At 55.8% G+C, this 18560-nt stretch carries 16 protein-coding genes and 2 rRNA genes; 10 read left to right on the forward strand and 8 right to left on the reverse strand.

Annotated features, from left to right (window positions below; all coding sequences use genetic code 11):
- The 3 genes from ABIC80_RS00005 to ABIC80_RS00015 all read left to right on the forward strand — a co-directional run.
- A 23S ribosomal RNA gene (locus ABIC80_RS00005) occupies positions 1 to 1192 on the forward strand; the annotation flags it as partial.
- Positions 1193 to 1283: 91 nt separating this feature from the next.
- A 5S ribosomal RNA gene (gene rrf, locus ABIC80_RS00010) occupies positions 1284 to 1399 on the forward strand.
- 300 nt (positions 1400 to 1699) lie between these two features.
- Complete coding sequence (locus ABIC80_RS00015; protein ID WP_429174897.1) at positions 1700 to 2998, forward strand: MFS transporter; 1299 nt, start codon at positions 1700 to 1702, stop codon at positions 2996 to 2998.
- Here ABIC80_RS00015 and ABIC80_RS00020 read toward each other — a convergent pair.
- The 5 genes from ABIC80_RS00020 to trxC all read right to left on the reverse strand — a co-directional run bounded on the left by ABIC80_RS00020 (position 2995) and on the right by trxC (position 8715).
- Positions 2995 to 3318 carry a YfiM family lipoprotein gene (locus ABIC80_RS00020; RefSeq protein ID WP_094421627.1) on the reverse strand — a complete coding sequence of 108 codons (324 nt, stop codon included), beginning with the start codon at positions 3316 to 3318 and terminating at the stop codon, positions 2995 to 2997. The genes ABIC80_RS00015 and ABIC80_RS00020 overlap by 4 nt on opposite strands.
- A 47-nt stretch (positions 3319 to 3365) precedes the next feature.
- Entirely contained in the window at positions 3366 to 4721 is a 1356-nt protein-coding gene (gene pssA, locus ABIC80_RS00025) for a CDP-diacylglycerol--serine O-phosphatidyltransferase (protein WP_429174900.1), read from the reverse strand.
- A gap of 113 nt (positions 4722 to 4834) precedes the next feature.
- Complete coding sequence (locus ABIC80_RS00030; protein WP_429174901.1) at positions 4835 to 7495, reverse strand: bifunctional acetate--CoA ligase family protein/GNAT family N-acetyltransferase; 2661 nt, start codon at positions 7493 to 7495, stop codon at positions 4835 to 4837.
- Between the two features lie 32 nt (positions 7496 to 7527).
- Positions 7528 to 8226: a tRNA-uridine aminocarboxypropyltransferase gene (locus tag ABIC80_RS00035; RefSeq protein ID WP_139965101.1), complete on the reverse strand. Its 699-nt coding sequence runs from the start codon at positions 8224 to 8226 to the stop codon at positions 7528 to 7530.
- Between the two features lie 69 nt (positions 8227 to 8295).
- Positions 8296 to 8715 (reverse strand): thioredoxin TrxC, encoded by a 420-nt coding sequence (gene trxC, locus ABIC80_RS00040; RefSeq protein WP_023481256.1) that lies wholly within the window; start codon positions 8713 to 8715, stop codon positions 8296 to 8298.
- A 204-nt stretch (positions 8716 to 8919) separates the two neighbouring features.
- Between trxC and ABIC80_RS00045 the strand changes: the two genes are divergently transcribed.
- On the forward strand, positions 8920 to 10014 hold the full coding sequence (locus ABIC80_RS00045; RefSeq protein WP_042714816.1) for a tRNA/rRNA methyltransferase: 1095 nt from the start codon (positions 8920 to 8922) through the stop codon (positions 10012 to 10014).
- A gap of 175 nt (positions 10015 to 10189) precedes the next feature.
- Here the strand turns inward: ABIC80_RS00045 and ung are convergent, their stop codons facing one another.
- Complete coding sequence (gene ung, locus ABIC80_RS00050) at positions 10190 to 10879, reverse strand: uracil-DNA glycosylase (protein WP_429174903.1); 690 nt, start codon at positions 10877 to 10879, stop codon at positions 10190 to 10192.
- A gap of 314 nt (positions 10880 to 11193) precedes the next feature.
- On the opposite strand from ung, the gene grcA reads away from it, so the two are divergent.
- Complete coding sequence (gene grcA, locus ABIC80_RS00055) at positions 11194 to 11577, forward strand: autonomous glycyl radical cofactor GrcA (protein WP_023481164.1); 384 nt, start codon at positions 11194 to 11196, stop codon at positions 11575 to 11577.
- Positions 11578 to 11620: 43 nt separating this feature from the next.
- Here grcA and srmB read toward each other — a convergent pair whose 3' ends face one another.
- Positions 11621 to 12955, reverse strand: coding sequence for an ATP-dependent RNA helicase SrmB (srmB, locus tag ABIC80_RS00060; RefSeq protein ID WP_042716759.1), 1335 nt, complete (start codon positions 12953 to 12955; stop codon positions 11621 to 11623).
- Between the two features lie 130 nt (positions 12956 to 13085).
- Between srmB and trmN the strand changes: the two genes are divergently transcribed.
- A complete protein-coding gene (gene trmN / locus ABIC80_RS00065) occupies positions 13086 to 13823 on the forward strand; it encodes a tRNA(1)(Val) (adenine(37)-N(6))-methyltransferase TrmN (RefSeq protein WP_042716757.1) in 738 nt (245 codons plus the stop codon).
- Here the strand turns inward: trmN and nadB are convergent.
- Complete coding sequence (gene nadB / locus ABIC80_RS00070) at positions 13808 to 15427, reverse strand: L-aspartate oxidase (protein ID WP_429174904.1); 1620 nt, start codon at positions 15425 to 15427, stop codon at positions 13808 to 13810. The two genes, trmN and nadB, sit on opposite strands and share 16 nt — an antisense overlap.
- Before the next feature lie 417 nt (positions 15428 to 15844).
- Between nadB and rpoE the strand changes: the two genes are divergently transcribed.
- From rpoE to rseC, 4 genes are read left to right on the forward strand one after another with little or no spacing between them, the layout of a single operon-like run.
- Complete coding sequence (gene rpoE / locus ABIC80_RS00075) at positions 15845 to 16420, forward strand: RNA polymerase sigma factor RpoE (protein WP_042716751.1); 576 nt, start codon at positions 15845 to 15847, stop codon at positions 16418 to 16420.
- Positions 16421 to 16451: 31 nt separating this feature from the next.
- Positions 16452 to 17102: an anti-sigma-E factor RseA gene (rseA, locus tag ABIC80_RS00080; RefSeq protein WP_094421613.1), complete on the forward strand. Its 651-nt coding sequence runs from the start codon at positions 16452 to 16454 to the stop codon at positions 17100 to 17102.
- A complete protein-coding gene (gene rseB / locus ABIC80_RS00085) occupies positions 17102 to 18055 on the forward strand; it encodes a sigma-E factor regulatory protein RseB (RefSeq protein ID WP_124967567.1) in 954 nt (317 codons plus the stop codon). The genes rseA and rseB overlap by 1 nt, the downstream gene beginning before the upstream one ends.
- Entirely contained in the window at positions 18052 to 18531 is a 480-nt protein-coding gene (gene rseC / locus ABIC80_RS00090) for a SoxR-reducing system protein RseC (protein WP_023481219.1), read from the forward strand. The genes rseB and rseC overlap by 4 nt, the downstream gene beginning before the upstream one ends.
- Positions 18532 to 18560 lie beyond the last annotated feature (29 nt).

Consider the following 18560-nt stretch of genomic DNA (forward strand, 5'->3'; position numbering starts at 1 on the left):
GTAGGTGAAGCGACTTGCTCGCGGAGCTGAAACCAGTCGAAGATACCAGCTGGCTGCAACTGTTTATTAAAAACACAGCACTGTGCAAACACGAAAGTGGACGTATACGGTGTGACGCCTGCCCGGTGCCGGAAGGTTAATTGATGGGGTCAACCGCAAGGTGAAGCTCTTGATCGAAGCCCCGGTAAACGGCGGCCGTAACTATAACGGTCCTAAGGTAGCGAAATTCCTTGTCGGGTAAGTTCCGACCTGCACGAATGGCGTAATGATGGCCAGGCTGTCTCCACCCGAGACTCAGTGAAATTGAACTCGCTGTGAAGATGCAGTGTACCCGCGGCAAGACGGAAAGACCCCGTGAACCTTTACTATAGCTTGACACTGAACATTGAGCCTTGATGTGTAGGATAGGTGGGAGGCTTTGAAGCGTGGACGCCAGTCTGCGTGGAGCCAACCTTGAAATACCACCCTTTAATGTTTGATGTTCTAACGTGGACCCGTAATCCGGGTTGCGGACAGTGTCTGGTGGGTAGTTTGACTGGGGCGGTCTCCTCCTAAAGCGTAACGGAGGAGCACGAAGGTCAGCTAATCCTGGTCGGACATCAGGAGGTTAGTGCAATGGCATAAGCTGGCTTGACTGCGAGCGTGACGGCGCGAGCAGGTGCGAAAGCAGGTCATAGTGATCCGGTGGTTCTGAATGGAAGGGCCATCGCTCAACGGATAAAAGGTACTCCGGGGATAACAGGCTGATACCGCCCAAGAGTTCATATCGACGGCGGTGTTTGGCACCTCGATGTCGGCTCATCACATCCTGGGGCTGAAGTAGGTCCCAAGGGTATGGCTGTTCGCCATTTAAAGTGGTACGCGAGCTGGGTTTAGAACGTCGTGAGACAGTTCGGTCCCTATCTGCCGTGGGCGCTGGAGAATTGAGGGGGGCTGCTCCTAGTACGAGAGGACCGGAGTGGACGCATCACTGGTGTTCGGGTTGTCATGCCAATGGCACTGCCCGGTAGCTAAATGCGGAAGAGATAAGTGCTGAAAGCATCTAAGCACGAAACTTGCCCCGAGATGAGTTCTCCCTGAGACTTTAAGTCTCCTGAAGGAACGTTGAAGACGACGACGTTGATAGGCCGGGTGTGTAAGCGCAGCGATGCGTTGAGCTAACCGGTACTAATGAACCGTGAGGCTTAACCTTACAACGCCGAAGATGTTTTGGCGATGAGAGACGATTTTCAGCTGATACCAGATTAGTTGTGCGGCGGTAAGCGGCATGACAACAGAATTTGCCTGGCGGCACTAGCGCGGTGGTCCCACCTGACCCCATGCCGAACTCAGAAGTGAAACGCCGTAGCGCCGATGGTAGTGTGGGGTCTCCCCATGCGAGAGTAGGGAACTGCCAGGCATCAAACAAAGCGAAAGCCTCATGCGAAAGCATGAGGCTTTTTGCTATTCTTTTTCCACCATAGCCTGCCTTGCTGGAAAAGATCATTTAACCTCAACACGTATAATCCCGCCGCTGTTACCAGGCATGACAAACGTACCCGCCGGGTCATAATCTTAATTACTAACCTACCTAAGTCGAAATGGGATCTACGTCACCTTTTAACCATAACAAACATGTAACATCTCCCTCTTTTGTCCACATTGAGCAGGGACGTTCGCTCTAAAAATAATACCTATTGTAAGCAGGAGTTACATACGAATGGCTGAAAACAGCATGAAAAATAATGCCTCTCTCACCAGCAGCGATACGCGTCGCCGGGTATGGGCCATCGTCGGGGCCTCATCGGGTAACCTGGTAGAGTGGTTCGATTTTTACGTCTACTCTTTTTGCTCCCTCTATTTTGCGCACATCTTTTTCCCGCAAGGTAACCCTACTACTCAACTGCTTCAGACTGCCGGTGTTTTTGCCGCAGGTTTCCTGATGCGCCCCATCGGCGGGTGGTTATTTGGTCGTATTGCCGATCGTCATGGGCGTAAAAGATCGATGCTGATCTCGGTCTGCATGATGTGTTTAGGCTCGTTAGTGATCGCGTGCTTACCGGGATATGAAACCATCGGTACCTGGGCTCCGGCATTACTGCTGTTAGCACGTCTCTTTCAAGGGCTGTCGGTTGGCGGCGAATATGGCACAAGCGCGACCTACATGAGCGAAGTGGCAGTTGAAGGACGCAAAGGGTTTTATGCCTCATTCCAGTATGTCACCCTGATCGGCGGACAACTGCTGGCATTGCTGGTTGTGGTGATCCTGCAGCAAGTGATGGAAGACTCAGAACTCAGGGCCTGGGGATGGCGTATACCTTTCGCGCTGGGCGCAGCGCTGGCCATTGTCGCGCTCTGGTTACGTCGCCAGCTGGATGAAACCTCCCAGCAGGAAGTGCGATCTCTGAAAGAAGCTGGCTCTATGAAAGGGCTGTGGCGCAACCGCAAAGCATTTTTGATGGTGCTTGGCTTTACCGCCGGCGGCTCACTCACCTTCTACACCTTTACCACCTATATGCAGAAATACCTGGTCAATACTGCTGGGATGCATGCGAATGTTGCCAGCGTCATCATGACCGCAGCGCTGTTCCTCTTTATGCTGATCCAGCCGATTATTGGTGCGTTATCCGACCGCATCGGGCGGCGCACTTCCATGCTGCTGTTTGGCGGGCTGGCGACCGCTTGTACGGTGCCAATCCTCACGGCGCTGCACAGCGTAACTTCACCCTATGCTGCTTTCGCACTCGTCATGCTGGCGCTGGTAATCGCCAGTTTCTACACCTCAATCAGTGGGATATTAAAAGCGGAGATGTTCCCGGCGCAGGTGCGTGCTCTGGGCGTTGGCTTATCTTATGCCGTGGCGAATGCACTGTTTGGCGGATCGGCTGAATACGTGGCGCTGTCATTAAAATCAGTCGGTTTCGAAACCGCTTTCTTCTGGTACGTCACCGCAATGGGCGCAGTGGCATTTCTGGTATCGCTGACGCTGCACCGCAAAGGGAAGGGCATACGCCTCTAATGTTCAGCCAGTTGCCACACGGCATAGCCCGTTGTGGCACCGGCGACATCCCAGGCAAAATCTTTCCAGCTCCAGCCGCTCCCCGCCGGGCGGCTGTCCCACAGCTCCTTCGACGCACCAAGACTTACTGAAAACATCACGCCGATAAGAGCGCTGCGATCGCGGCTGATACCCTGATGCTGCGCATACTCATTCCCTGCGGCAGAGAGCATGGCCGAGGCCAGAAAGTGCTGCGCTTTATCCTGGCCGCTCCAGCTATCGTTCGCCATGTGGCTACAGCCGGTTAATAAGAGGGTGCTTAACAGACAGGCTTTGTTCATACGCAGAGACCTGAAAAAAAGCCCCGTCATAAGACAGGGCTTCGATATTAGAGGATCCGGCTGATCAGTTTATCGATACGGATACGGCGCAAGCGACGAATAAGCTTACGCACTTTCACCGGGTACTCGGCGATGCTTTGCAGATCGCGATAGTGGTTCACCACTGTCGTATGGGTGCGGATAAGTTCCAGCTCTTTATCGCGCTGCGCCGCCAGCTGCTGTTTCGGATCGTGGATCAGAACCGCGTTTTCCAGATCCAGACGCCAGGCGCGCGGGTTGAGATTATTACCCGTCAGCAGCATCCACTCATCGTCGACCCACATCCCTTTCAGGTGATAACTGTTATCGCCATCTTTCCACAGGCGCACCACAAGCTGGTCGGTATTAACGTAGTACTGCAGGCGGCTCAGGAAACGGCGCAGGTTAATCTCATAAAGATAGGGCAGCGCGCCGATGATTTTGAACGGCTCATCTTCCGGGATAAAAAAGTCATTCGCTGTTTTATCGCCAACGATAATCTCCACCTTTTTCCCATCGCGCAGCAGCTGGATAATGTTGCGAACCAGCACTGCCGGCAGGTTGAAGTACGGAGTACAGATAGTCAGTTTCTGTTCCGCACAAGGCATCAGATGGAAGATAGTTTTATTCAGCAGGCTCGATTTCCCGAGGCCAACCAGCGGCGTAACCGCCAGTTCGTCATTGCTGGCGTTGCCCTCAAAATGGAACGAGGCATCGCGCAACGCCTGGCGGAACTGGCGAATATCGTTTTTAATTTCCGGGCTTTTTGGCCGCGCTGGATCGTCAAGACGATTAACACCGCGCCCGTGAATCAGGTTTGACTCCAGCCAGCCGCGCATCACTTCCGCCATCTGCGGATTGCAGATCAGCTGATAGCGGTCATAGCGATATTTATCATGTTGATGGAGGTAAACATCATTGAGGCTCGCGCCGCTGTAAAGCACCGCGTCATCGATAATAAAGCCTTTGAAATGGAGAACGCCGAGAGCTTCGCGCGTATTGACCGGCACGCCATAAACAGGAACATCAACGCCGGGATTCTCCTGCGCTAAACGGCAGTACCAGTCAGCGTTGGTGTTGGACGCCGCCGCACCAATGCGGCCACGCTGGGCGCGATGCCAGTCAACCAGTACGCGCACGTCCAGCTCCGGACGCTGACGTTTTGCTTCATACAGCGCGTTCATTACGCCTTTGCCGCCATCGTCCTGTTCCAGATAAAGGGCGATGATATAGATTTGGCGTGTCGCGCTCGCTATCCGGGCAAGCAACGTCTCCCTGAAATCGGCCGGTGAGTAGAAGAACTCTACCTCATCAACTGACTGAGAAAGCTTGGGGAGTTGGGCAAGGTGTTGTTGATGTTTATTACGCTTAAATTTTGACAACATCACAGTGCGTTTCTTCTCTGTTTATTGAAGGGTCTTCTGTACCATGCAGACGACATAAGCGGGCAATAATAACACCGTGTCCACTAAAGTGGTCAACATTTCCAGTACCTTACTCAGGATTGCGCCGTCTCTGCCAGAGGAAGTGAAAGTCCTACAATCCCGTCTTCCATCTGGATATCGACATCAAATCCCAGTTTACGCGCCAGCGTCACCATACCGCGATTGTTGGGCATAGTAATACCATTCAAACGCTTAAGTCCGTGATCCCGGGTATAGGCAATAAGTTTTTCCAGCAGACGCCGCCCAAGCCCAAGACCTTTTAAATCAGAACGCACTAACACGGAAAATTCGGCATCAATGTTATCCGGATCCGATATCGCACGGGTTACGCCGAGGATCTCTTCACCCTGCTCCGTGCGGCGTACTGCGACAAATGCCATTTCCCGATCGTAGTCGATTTGCGTCATATTCGCTAAATCATCATGGGTAAATTCGTTGATCTCGCTAAAGTAACGGTAATAGAGATCCTCTTTCGTTACCTGCGAGATAAATTGCTGCAGCAGAGGCTCATCTTCCGGCAGGATCGGGCGGAACAGGCAGTGCTCGCCGTTTTTCATCGTCACCTGCTCTTCGAGATATTGCGGATAGGGGCGGATCGCCAGCCGCGCTTCGCCATTTTCGCTGGCCGCCGCTAACGTCATCGAGACATCCAACGCCGTGAATTCGCTGCCGGACGCCAGCAGAGGGTGAATATCGAGCCGCGCGATCTCCGGGCAATCAATAATCAGATTGGAGACCTGCACCAGAAACTGGCTCAGCCCGGCAATATCGAGCGAACGTAAGGCGCTGCGGCCACGGATCTTTTTACGCTTAATTGCCTGAATCACCAGATAGCGGGCGAGGTTCATATTGAGCGGCGGCAACGCCACCGCAGCCTGATCCTCCGCGCGCCACTCGACGCCGCCTTCACCGAGCATAATCAGCGGGCCAAACACCGGATCGTGCTCTACCACCACCCGCAACTCCTGCGCGCCTGCGCGGTTCGCCATGCTCTGCACCTGCAAACCCTGAATGCGTGCCTGCGGCCAGTTGAGCTTAACGCGCTCAATAATGGCATCCGCCGCCTGCTGCACCTCTTTGGCGGTACGCAGATAGAGCATTACCCCCTGAACCTCAGATTTATGCGGAATATCGGGCGAGCGCAGCTTCAGCGCGACGGGGTAGCCAATTTGCTCAGCAATATGTACCGCTTCAGCGCTGTCGCCCGCAATCCAGGTTGGCAGCGTTTGCAGCCCCCAGGCACGCAAAATTGGCTGCACCTCATGGGTGTCGAGCGTCGTTGCGCCCTCGGCCAGCGCCTGTTGCAGCAGTTTCCGTGCATCGGCGGTATCTGCCGTCAGGCGTTGGGAGAGCGCCGGGGTTTCACGCAGCTGCTTCTGGTTACGGCGATACTCAACCATATGCATAAAGGCGGTAATGGTCCCTTCCGGCGTACGGTAAGTCGGCAGCCCCGCTTCGCTAAAGAGCCGACGCGCCTCCTGCGACGAGAACTCGCCGCACCAGTTAGTCAGCACGGTGACATATTTGCCGCGCGGGTGTTTTTTCAATACGTCGATCAACGCCAGCGCGCTTTCGCTGCCCGGTGCCGCGGCGCTAGGCGCGTGGATCACCATCAATGCATCGTAATCGTGGCTGTCGAGCAGGATGTTGAGGGCTGCGGCGTAGCGTTCGCTACTGGCATCATCGCGCAGATCGAGCGGGTTGCCGGCGGCGACAGACTCCGGCAGCACAGCAGAGAGTTGCGCCAGCGTCTCTTCGCTTAACGTCGCCAGCTTGCCATTGCGTGACCAGAGCTGATCCAGTGCCAGCGCTGCGGGTGCCGCACCGTTGCTGATAATCATTAGCCGCTCGCCGCGCAGCGGGCGCATATGGCTTAAGGTCTCAACAGCGGAGAAGAGTTCGTGGGTATCCTGTACGCGCAGTAAACCAGCGCGCTGGATTGCCGCGTCCCAGGCGGGATCGAGCCCTGAATGGGCATGCAGCAAGCGCTGCGCTTCGGGGCTGCGGCCACTTTTGATCACCAGAATCGGTTTATTGCGCGATGCGCTGCGGGCGGCGGAGACAAAACGGCGCGCATCGCTGAGGTGCTCCAGATAGAGCAGAATGGCGCTGGTCTTGCTATCCCGGGCCAGGAAATCAAGCAGCTCATCAACGTCGATATCGAGGCTGTCGCCGAGCGCAATAAAGTAGGAGAACCCCATCTCGCGCTGCTGCGCCCAGTCAAGAATGGTATTAGAGACGGCAGCGGACTGGGAAATAAACGCCAGCTTGCCGCGCGTAATCGGCACCGGTGAGAAACTGGCGTTCAGACCCTGCCACGGCGCGAGCAGCCCTAAGCTGTTTGGCCCGAGCAGGCGCATCTGATAGCGGCCTGCGCAGGCGAGTAATTCAGCATGCTGTTCCGGTGGGGCCGAAAGAATAATGCAGGTTTTACACCCCTTTTCGCCAAGCGCCTCCAGCTGCGCCAGATTGCGCTTCGCATGGGTGCAGAGCACCGCGAGATCGGGGGTAAAGGGGAGGCTGGCGACATCCGGCCAGGCGAGCACGCCCTGCACGGCTTTATAGGCGGGCGTGACCGGCAGCACCGGCCCGGCAAAACCGCCAGCGAGAAGATTGCGCATCATCAGAAAACCGGCGCGATCCGGTTTCATGGATGCGCCAATAACCGCAATCGAACGGGGACGTAATAACGCTTCCAACCCTCGCTGGCTCATACCGGTCTCCACAAATAAGCGACCCGATGATTTTAAACGCTTTCTTCCGCTTTTGCTGTGACGGTGGACGAATGATGCGGTTTCCCGGCCAGATAGCGCTCACGAAACAGCGTGAAATGATCGCCTAATGCCTGCGCTGCGGCGTTATCACCGGCCAGGTCGAGCAGGGCGATGGCCACTTCCGCCGTGCAGTATTGGTCCTCGGCGTGCGCTTCCCGTAGGCGATAGGCCGAAACCCGCGACAGATCGACGGAGATAATCGGCAGGGCATCAAGATAGGGGCTTTTGCGGAACATCTTGCGCGCTTCGGTCCAGGTGCCGTCGAGCATAATAAACAACGGCGGTTTTCCTGCGGGCGGCGCGCTCAGCACTTGTCGCTCACTGCCAGCATAAGAAGCGGGAAACACCACCATCGGTTGATAGGCATCGCTGGTGCATAAATCGATGAGCTCCTGCGGTGGTTCGGTGCGCGACCACTGAAACGCCAGCGTATCGGGCAGCACATCGGCAATTAAACGCCCGGTATTACTCGGCTTCATTGGCTCGGTATCGAACATCACCAGGCAGAATCGGCTGGCGGCAGCGGTTGGCTTTAAGGTGTCGCACAGGCAGTTGCGCAGCGGCAGCAGACAGCGCTGACAGCGACGGATGCGATTACCACGCGCAAGAAAAGGGCGGGTCGAGCGGGCAAGGCGCTCAGCGCGGAGTTTGAGAACGGCGTTATCAGTCATGGCGGTCGCACAGGAAAAACGCCATTGTCGCAGAGGTAAAAACGGGGCACAAGATGCGCCCCGACAGGATCAAAGAGATTCGTTCAGCCAGCTGTCGAACGGGGCTTTCGGCACCGCGCCGCTCAGCATGTCCACCACTTCGCCATTTTTGAACAGCATGATGGTCGGAATGCTACGAATGCGAAACCGCGCGCTCAGTTCACGCTCTGCTTCGGTGTTCACTTTCACAAAGCGTACCTGGCCACTGCGCTCTTCCGCCACATCTTCAAAGATCGGCGCAAAGTTACGGCATGGGCCGCACCACGGTGCCCAGAAATCGACGACCACCGGCAGATCGTCTTTCAGGAGTTTATCGAGCGTTTCGCCGGTGGCGTTGATCACGTCGCCGTCGAACAGCTCGTGCCCGCAACGCCCACATTTCGCTGCATCTTGCATGCGTTCTTGTGGGATACGGTTCAACGCCTGGCAGCTTGCACATACGGTATTCATAACTAACCTCAGGGAAGCGGTGGTACACAGCGGCATGATGCCGTTATGTTTCTACAATGTTACGTATTATTGATGTACAGGTTTTAAACAACAACGTGGTTTATTCAATGAGTACAATAGTCGCTGGCTTTTGAATGAATTAATGGCGAAGCGTCGGCACATCAGGTAATCTGCGCGCTTCGCGCAGCGCTGGTGGAGAAAAGCATGAACGATGAGTTAAAGAACAAGAGCGGCAAGGTCAAAGTGATGTATGTCCGCAGTGATGATGATTCCGATAAACGAGGTCATAACCCGCGTACCGGGAAAGGGCCTGCACGTACCGGAAACGCTTCCCGCAATGACAGAAGTCGCCCGGGCCGTGACGACAAAGGTCGTTCTGCACGTGATGACAGAGGTGGTCGTCCGCAACGCGATGAGAGAAGTCGCGCACCGCGTGATGATTACAGCGCACGGGGTGATTCACCGTGGCGCACCGTGTCACGCGCACCCGGTGAGGAAACGCCGGAGAAGCCGGACCACGGCGGTATTAGCGGTAAAAGTTATATCGATCCTGAAGTACTGCGCCGTCAGCGCGCAGAAGAGACGCGCGTGTATGGCGAAAACGCCTGCCAGGCGCTGTTCAGCAGCCGCCCGGATTGCATCGTGCGCGCCTGGTTTGTGCAGAGCGTCACGCCGCGCTTTAAAGAAGCGCTGCGCTGGATGGCGGCTAACCGCAAAGCGTACCACGTGGTCGATGAGCAGGAGCTGGCAAAAGCGTCCGGCACCGAGCACCACGGCGGCGTCTGCTTCCTGATCAAAAAACGCAACGGTCTGAGCGTTGAGAAGTGGGTGGCGAGCGCAGGTGAAGAAGATTGCGTACTGGCGCTGGAAGATGTGGGTAACCCGCACAACCTCGGCGCGATTATGCGTAGCTGCGCGCACTTTGGCGTAAAAGGCGTAGTGTTGCAGGATGCGGGCGTGATCGAATCCGGTGCTGCGGTACGTACCGCAGAGGGCGGGGCGGAGCACGTTCAGGCGATCACCGGCGAAAGTTTTGTCGGCGCGCTGGAAGCATTCCGTCAGGCGGGTTACGCGCTGGTGACAACATCCAGCCATAACGGCACGCCGCTGTTCAAAGCCGAACTGCCGAAGAAGATGGTGCTGGTGTTAGGCCAGGAGCGTGATGGTATTTCCGATGAAACGCTGTCGCGCGCCGATCTGAGCGTCTCCATTGAAGGTACCGGCAACGTTGAAAGCCTCAACGTTTCGGTCGCAACCGGCGTATTGCTCGCCGAGTGGTGGCGTCAGAATAAGGCATAAGGTATCAAGGTCGGGCGGCGCGTGCGTCTACCCGGCCTTACCCGCAGCACTTTTGTAGGCCGGATAAGGCAACGCCGCCATCCGGCATATTTCCCGAATACCCTGTTCGCGTTCCGCTGGCTGTTTCGTAGGCCGGATAAGGCAACGCCGCCATCCGGCACATTTCCCGCATACCCTATTCGCTTTCCGCCGGCAGTTCCGGCATCCAGTTAATCGGCTTTTCGCCATGCTGCTCCAGCCACTCATTCGCCAGCACAAAATGGTTACAGCCAAAAAAGCCGCGATGAGCCGAAAGCGGCGACGGGTGCGGCGCGGTCAGCACATGATGGCGTTTCCTGTCGATAATCGCCCCCTTCTTCTGCGCATGCGATCCCCACAGTAAAAAGACCACGCCTTCACGGTGCTCATTAATCAGGCTGATAACTTTATCGGTAAAGGTTTCCCAACCGAGGCTGGCGTGAGAGTGCGCTTGCCCGGCGCGCACTGTAAGCACCGTATTAAGCAACAACACGCCCTGGCGCGCCCAGCTCTCAAGGTAACCGTGAGTAGGACGGGTAAAGCCCGGCACGGTTTTCTCTAACTCTTTGTACATATTCAATAAAGAGGGGGGAACGGCGACACCGGGCCGCACGGAAAAGGCCAGCCCATGCGCCTGACCGGGGCCATGATAGGGATCCTGGCCCAGGATCACGACTTTCACATCGCCAAGCTCGGTAAAACGAAAGGCGTTGAAGACATCTTTCTGCGGCGGATAGATCGTCGCACCGGACTCGCGTTCAGCGGCCACGGTATTCAGGGTATTCACAAAGTAGGGCTGCTGTTTCTCTTCTGCCAGTACGTCATGCCATGTCAATGAAGTCGTCATCCCGATCTCCTGCAAAGTTGGTTTGCCGTAGCTTAACTGCTTCTTTCTCCAGAACAAAATCAGCCGCTCGCAAAATCGCACACCCGCTAAAAAATAGTTGAAAATTTACGTAAATTTTTTGTGCGCCCGAGAAGCATAAATTGATATAAAACAAGAACAAACCCTAATAGCCATTTTTCCAGTATGGTTTTTATTGACTAAAATCAAAGAATGGCCCGGTGCGGGCTGGTATATAAACAACCAGACAACAATGGTTTTACCAATTGGCCGACCTGCGTTCGGTCAATCACCTAATCTGCCTAGGGAGGCTATACATGATTACAGGTATCCAGATTACAAAAGCGGCTAATGACGATCTGTTGAACTCATTCTGGCTGCTTGATAGCGAAAAGGGCGAAGCACGCTGCGTCTGTGCGAAAGCCGGTTTCGCTGAAGATGATGTTGTTGCAGTAAGCAAACTTGGCGATATCGAATACCGCGAAATCCCGATGGAAGTGCAGCCGGAAGTGCGCGTTGAAGGGGGCCAGCATCTGAACGTTAACGTGCTGCGTCGTGAAACGCTGATGGACGCCGTTGAGCATCCGGAAAAATACCCGCAGCTGACAATTCGTGTTTCCGGTTACGCTGTACGTTTCAACTCGCTGACACCGGAACAGCAGCGCGACGTTATCGCTCGTACCTTTACTGAAAGCCTGTAATCGCAGGCACTAATAAAAAACGCCGGGTCTCCCCGGCGTTTTTTTACTTTTCGCTCTTCTGCTGTTCGCTGCCCGCCGTGCTCGGCTTGCGGCGCTTACCAATATTCTTGGTATCGCGATGGCGCTGCTTAACGCGCGGCTTCTCTTTATCTTTCTCTTTTTTCTTCTCATCGCGCTTCGCTAAGGCTTTTTTCGACGGTTTGCCGTTCAGTTTTTCACTTGGCGGACGGCTTGTCGGGCGCAGCTCATCAATGACGCGCGCTTTCAGCGGCTCTTCAACGTAGCGGCCAACTTTGCCCAGCAGCAGGTGATCGTGCGCTTCAACCAGTGAAATGGCGATGCCCTTACGTCCCGCGCGACCGGTACGGCCGATACGGTGCAGGTAAGTATCACCGCTGCGCGGCATATCAAAGTTAATCACGTGGCTGACATCGGGAATATCAATCCCGCGCGCGGCAACGTCGGTTGCCACCAGAACATTGACGCGGCCTTCGGTCAGGCGCTTGATCGCTTCGTTACGCTTGATCTGTACCATCTCGCCTTCGAGATAGCAGTTGTTAATGCCCGCTTCACGCAGCCAGGTCGCCAGCTCATGCACACGCTCGCGCTTACGTACAAAGACGATGGTGCGGGTGGCGTCCGGCTGTTTCAGCAGGTGCACCAGCAGCGCGGTTTTGTGCTGCACATCATCGGCACGGTAGTACCACTGATGAATTTTTTTACGCTCGCGGGTCGACGGCGTGGCAGAGACCTCAACCGGCTCTTCCAGCAGGCGCTCGGCAAAATCTTTGATCGCGTCGCCTTCCAGCGTGGCGGAGAAGAGCATGGTCTGCTTGCGCCAGCGCGTTTCAGCCGCAATGGTCTCGATATCCTGCGCGAAGCCCATGTCCAGCATGCGGTCCGCTTCGTCAAGGATCAGCGTCTCGACCGCACGGCAGTCGAAGTTCTCTTCTTTTATATACTGCAGCAGGCGGCCGGTGGTGGCGACCACGATATCCTGGTTTTCGCTGAACACTTCGGCGTGGTTCATATACGCCACGCCGCCAGTAATGGTGGCGATATCAAGATGGGTGTTTGCTGCCAGTTCACGCGCGTGGTCGGCAACCTGCATCGCCAGTTCACGGGTTGGTGTCAGGATCAGGATACGCGGCGGGCCGGATTTCTTACGCGGAAAGTCCAGAAGGTGTTGCAACGCCGGCAGCAAAAAGGCTGCGGTTTTACCTGTCCCGGTGGGCGCGGAACCGAGGACATCACGCCCTTCAAGCGCAGGCGGAATGACAGCGGCCTGGATAGCGGTTGGGCGTGTAAAGCCTTTATTCTGGAGCGCGTCCAGAAGGCTGTCGTCAAGTTCGAGTTCGGAAAAAGTCGTTACAGTCATGTTCTACCTCTGTGTGGGGCGCTGATTATAGACGTTACGGCTGCAATCTTCATCTGTTGTCTGCTTATCGCTTTTCTGACGCTACGCTTTCCCCTATGCTACAGCGGTTTTCCGTTTTGAGGTTGTAAAGATGTCTCAGCCAAAGGCTCAGCTTCGCCGCGATGGCTTCACGTTTAAATCATTTTTCGTCGCGCATGACCGCTGTGCCATGAAAGTCGGTACCGATGGTGTGATGTTAGGCGCCTGGGCACCGGTCTCCCGCGCCCGTCATATTCTCGATATTGGTAGCGGCAGCGGCTTACTGGCGCTAATGCTGGCGCAGCGTACCGCAGATGATGTAACCGTCGATGCGGTTGAGCTTGATGAGCAGGCGGCAGGGCAGGCGCAGGAGAACGTGCAGGCTTCTGTGTGGGCCGATCGCATTCGCGTCCACTGCGCCGATATTCTCGCCTGGAGCCAGCAGAACACCGCGCGTTTTGATCTTATTGTCAGCAATCCGCCCTATTTTGAAGAGGGCGTCAAGTGCGCCACGCCTGAGCGCGACCTTGCGCGTTACACCACCACCCTCGATCACCAGACGCTGCTGGAGATCGCCGCGACGCTTATCACCGAAGAGGGCTTTTTCTGTGTGGTGCTGCCGGTTGAAACCTGCGAAGGCTTTAGCGAGAAAGCGCGACAGCTCGGCTGGCATTTGCGGCTGCGTACCGATGTCGCGGAAACGGAAGGGCGCCTGCCGCACCGTGTGCTGCTGGCCTTCTCGCCGCGCCAGGGCGAGCTGTTTGCCGACAGGCTGGTGATCCGCGGCGCGGATCAGCGCTATTCAGAAAGCTATAGCGCGCTGACCCAGGCCTTCTATCTTTTTATGTAACTTTGCGGCGAGAGCACCGTTGGCCCGGATTCCGGCAACTGATGCGGGTAATCCAGCGTGTAGTGCAGGCCACGACTCTCTTTGCGCATCATTGCGCAGCGCACAATCAGCTCCGCCACTTGCACCAGGTTGCGCACTTCAAGCAGGTTATTTGACACGCGGAAGTGCGCGTAATACTCGTCAATTTCCTGCTGCAACAAGTTAATGCGCCGCAACGCCCGCTCAAGGCGTTTGGTGGTCCGCACAATCCCGACGTAATCCCACATAAACAGCCGCAGCTCATGCCAGTTATGTTGCAGGATCACCCGCTCATCGGCATCGTCAACACGGCTCTCATCCCACGCCGGTAACGCAGGCACGTTTTCGACGCCCGGCATACGGCGGGCAATATCTTCAGCGGCCGACCAGCCATAGACCAGACACTCCAGCAGTGAGTTAGAGGCCATGCGATTAGCGCCATGCAGCCCGCTGTAGCTCACTTCGCCAACCGCATAGAGGCCATTAACATCGGTACGGCCGCAATCGTCAATCATCACCCCGCCACAGGTGTAGTGTGCCGCTGGCACAATCGGCACCGGCTCTTTAGTCAGATCGATGCCGAGGCCAAGCAGTTTCTCGTAAATCATCGGGAAGTGGTGGCGCACAAACTCAGGCGGTTTGTGGCTGATATCCAGGTACATGCACTCGACGCCGAGGCGTTTCATTTCATGGTCGATGGCGCGCGCCACCACATCGCGCGGAGCGAGTTCGCCGCGCGGGTCGAAGTCCGGCATAAAACGCGTGCCGTCCGGACGTTTGAGGTGTGCACCTTCGCCGCGTAGCGCTTCCGTCAGCAGGAAATTGCGCGCCTGCGGGTGAAACAGCGCGGTGGGGTGAAACTGATTAAATTCGAGATTTGCTACCCGGCAACCCGCGCGCCAGGCCATGGCGATACCATCGCCGGAAGCGATATCGGGGTTGGTGGTGTACTGATAAACCTTCGATGCGCCGCCAGTGGCCAGCACCACCGCTTTTGCGCGACAGGTCTCAACCTGCTCTTTATTGCGGTTCCACACCCATGCGCCCACCACCCGGCGTGCACCGCGCAGGCCAATTTTGTCAGAGATAATCAGGTCAACGGCATTGGTGCGCTCAAGCAGGCGAATATTGGGGTGGCTCATCGCCTGGCTCACCAGCGTGTTCTCCACCGCTTTGCCGGTGGCATCAGCGGCATGAAGGATCCGCCGATGGCTATGCCCGCCTTCGCGGGTGAGGTGATAGCTGGCATCGCCGCTTTCACTGAGTTCCGTATCAAACATCACGCCCTGGTCGATAAGCCACTGTACGCAGTGACGCGCATGGCTGGCGACAAACTCCGCCGCGTGGCGATCGACAATGCCGGCACCGGCAATCAGGGTATCTTCGACATGCGAGGCGATGCTGTCCGTTTTATCAAACACCGCCGCAATACCGCCCTGCGCGTAGAGTGTTGACCCTTCGCTGACCGGCCCTTTGCTTAAAACGATAACGGAATGGTGCTCAGCCAGACGTAACGCAACGGAGAGGCCCGCCGCACCGCTGCCAATCACCAGCACATCACAGGAGAGTTCAGGAGTTGTTTGCATAGTGTGTTTAATTTACTAAACAAGTGTTGCCCGAGAATAGCACCACCCGCACAGCAAATGCACATTTTTTTGTTTTGTGTATTAAGCACTAAACATGACGGGCGCTGGTGGCTGAAGAGAGAGGATAAAATCTAAGAAAAGGCTGTTTGTTTACTAAGGTGTATTAAGGATGAAAAAAAAGCATTAGTGCGGTAATCTCTGGCGATCTTAAGGTCTTTTCTTTGAGAACAGGGTGCAGTTAGTCGGCAGACTTATAATGAGTGATAACGAAAGTTCTGCGTAACTCTGCACAAAAACAAAGGCGTGACGGAACTTTCTTACCGGTCTGCTCTCTAATTGGCTGCTTGCTCATAATGCAGTTTTGGAGTGGCGTTCTGGCTACGCGTGGAAATGGGTTTTGGGGAGACTTTACCTCGGATGAGCGAGCAGTTAACGGATCAGATTCTTGTTGAAAGGGTCCAGAAGGGAGATCAGAAAGCCTTTAACTTACTGGTGGTGCGCTATCAGCATAAAGTGGCGAGTCTGGTCTCTCGTTATGTCCCTTCAGGCGATGTGCCTGACGTAGCACAAGAGTCCTTTATTAAGGCCTATCGCGCGCTTGATTCTTTCAGGGGTGATAGCGCTTTTTATACCTGGCTCTACCGTATTGCTGTGAATACAGCGAAAAATTACCTGGTTGCTCAGGGGCGCAGGCCGCCATCCAGCGATGTGGATGCGAATGAAGCGGAAAACTTCGAAAGCGGCGGCGCGCTGAAAGAAATTTCGAACCCTGAGAACTTAATGTTGTCAGAAGAACTGCGACAAATCGTTTTCCGCACTATTGAGTCTCTCCCGGAAGATTTACGTATGGCAATTACGTTACGGGAGCTGGATGGCCTAAGCTATGAAGAGATAGCGGTCATCATGGATTGCCCGGTGGGTACAGTTCGTTCTCGTATCTTCCGTGCGCGGGAAGCCATTGATAATAAAGTTCAACCGCTTATCAGGCGTTGACGATAGCGGGATACTGGAAAAGGTATTAGGCATGCAGAAAGAAAAACTTTCCGCTTTAATGGATGGTGAGACCCTGGATAACGAACTGCTCAGTGAGCTGTCCCGTGATCCAGAAATGCAGCGAACCTGGGAGAGTTACCACCTCATCCGTGATTCAATGCGTGGTGATACTGCCGACCTGCTGCATTTCGATATCTCCGATCGGGTTATGGCCGCGATTGAGAGTGACGCCGTGCAGCCTGCGACGCCGCTTATCCCTGAAGCGCAGCCGGCACCACAGCAATGGCAGAAGATGCCGTTCTGGCACAAAGTACGTCCGTGGGCGAGCCAGCTCACCCAGATGGGCGTTGCGGCATGCGTATCGTTAGCTGTCATTGTTGGCGTTCAGCACTATAATGGCCAGGCTGAATCCACCCAACAGCCCGAAGCGCCAGTGTTTAACACACTGCCGATGATGGGCAAAGCCAGCCCGGTGAGCCTGGGTGTTCCGGCTGATGCGACGGCAAGTGCCGGTCAGCAGCAGCAGGTTCAGGAACAGCGTCGTCGCATCAATGCGATGCTGCAGGATTACGAACTGCAACGCCGTTTGCACGCTGAGCAGCTTCAGTTTGAACAGGCGCAGACTCAGCAGGCCGCTGTCCAGGTGCCAGGAAATCAAACCTTAGGAACGCAATCGCAGTAATGAAGCAACTTTGGTGTGCCCTCTCTTTTGTGGCTGCTGGTCTACTTTGCTCAACTAACGCCTCGGCTGATGTTTCATCCGGGGCGTTGTTACAGCAGATGAATGTAGCGAGCCAGTCTCTCAATTACGAACTCTCTTTTATCAGCATCAACAAACAGGGTGTCGAATCGCTGCGCTATCGTCATGCGCGTCTCGACAACCAGGCGCTTGCGCAGCTGCTGCAGATGGATGGCCCGCGCCGCGAAGTGGTGCAGCGCGGCAATGAGATCAGCTACTTCGAGCCAGGCCTTGAGCCCTTCACCCTCAACGGTAACTACATCGTCGATTCGCTGCCGTCGCTGGTCTATACCGACTTCAAACGTCTTTCGCCGTACTACGACTTTATCTCCGTCGGGCGCACGCGTATTGCCGACCGGCTGTGTGAAGTGATCCGCGTCGTGGCGCGTGACGGTACGCGCTACAGCTACATTGTCTGGATGGACGAAGAGAGCCGGCTGCCGATGCGCGTCGATCTGCTCGATCGCGATGGCGAAACTCTTGAGCAGTTCCGTGTGATTGCGTTTAACGTCAATCCTCAGGTAAGCGACAGCATGCAAACGCTGGCGAAAGCGAGCCTGCCGCCGCTGCTTTCGGTGCCGACGGGCGACAAAGTGAACTTTAACTGGGTGCCGTCATGGCTGCCGCAGGGCTTCACCGAAGTTGCCAGCAGCCGCCGTCAGCTACCGACCGTCGATGTGCCCGTCGAATCACGCCTCTACTCCGATGGATTGTTCAGCTTCTCGGTTAACATCAACCGTGCAAATCAGAACAGCAGCGACCAGATGCTGCGCACCGGTCGACGCACTGTCAGCACAACCGTGCGTGACAACGCCGAAATTACTATCGTGGGCGAGTTGCCGCCGCAAACGGCAAAACGCATTGCGGATAACGTCAAATTCAGGGCCGCACAATGATCAAAGAGTGGGCAACCGTCGTCTCCTGGCAGCATGGCCAGGCGCTGGTCGAGTGTGACGTGAAAGCCTCCTGCAGCAGCTGCGCCTCGCGCGCCGGCTGCGGTAGCCGCGTACTCAACAAGCTTGGCCCGCAAACCACCCATACCATCGCCGTACCCTGCGCTGAGCCGCTGGAGCCGGGGCAGAAAGTGGAGCTGGGTATTGCGGAGAGCAGCCTGCTTGGCTCTGCAGTATTAGTCTATATGACCCCTCTGCTTGGCCTGTTTGTAATGGGCGCACTGTTCCAGACGCTGTTTGGCAACGATATGGCGGCGTTTAGCGGCGCCGTGCTGGGCGGTATCGGCGGTTTTCTGCTGGCGCGCGGTCTCTCGCCAAAGCTTGCCACCCGTAGCGAATGGCAGCCAATAATCCTTAGCGTCGGCCTGCCGCCGAACCTTATTCGCGTCGATGACGCATCCGCTGAAAGCCGCCCCTGATCCTGCCTGTTACCGCTTACAAAGTGTGG

Origin of the sequence: Kosakonia sp. 1610, from assembly GCF_050435845.1 — a bacterium.
In the GTDB taxonomy this organism is placed as follows: domain Bacteria; phylum Pseudomonadota; class Gammaproteobacteria; order Enterobacterales; family Enterobacteriaceae; genus Kosakonia; species Kosakonia cowanii.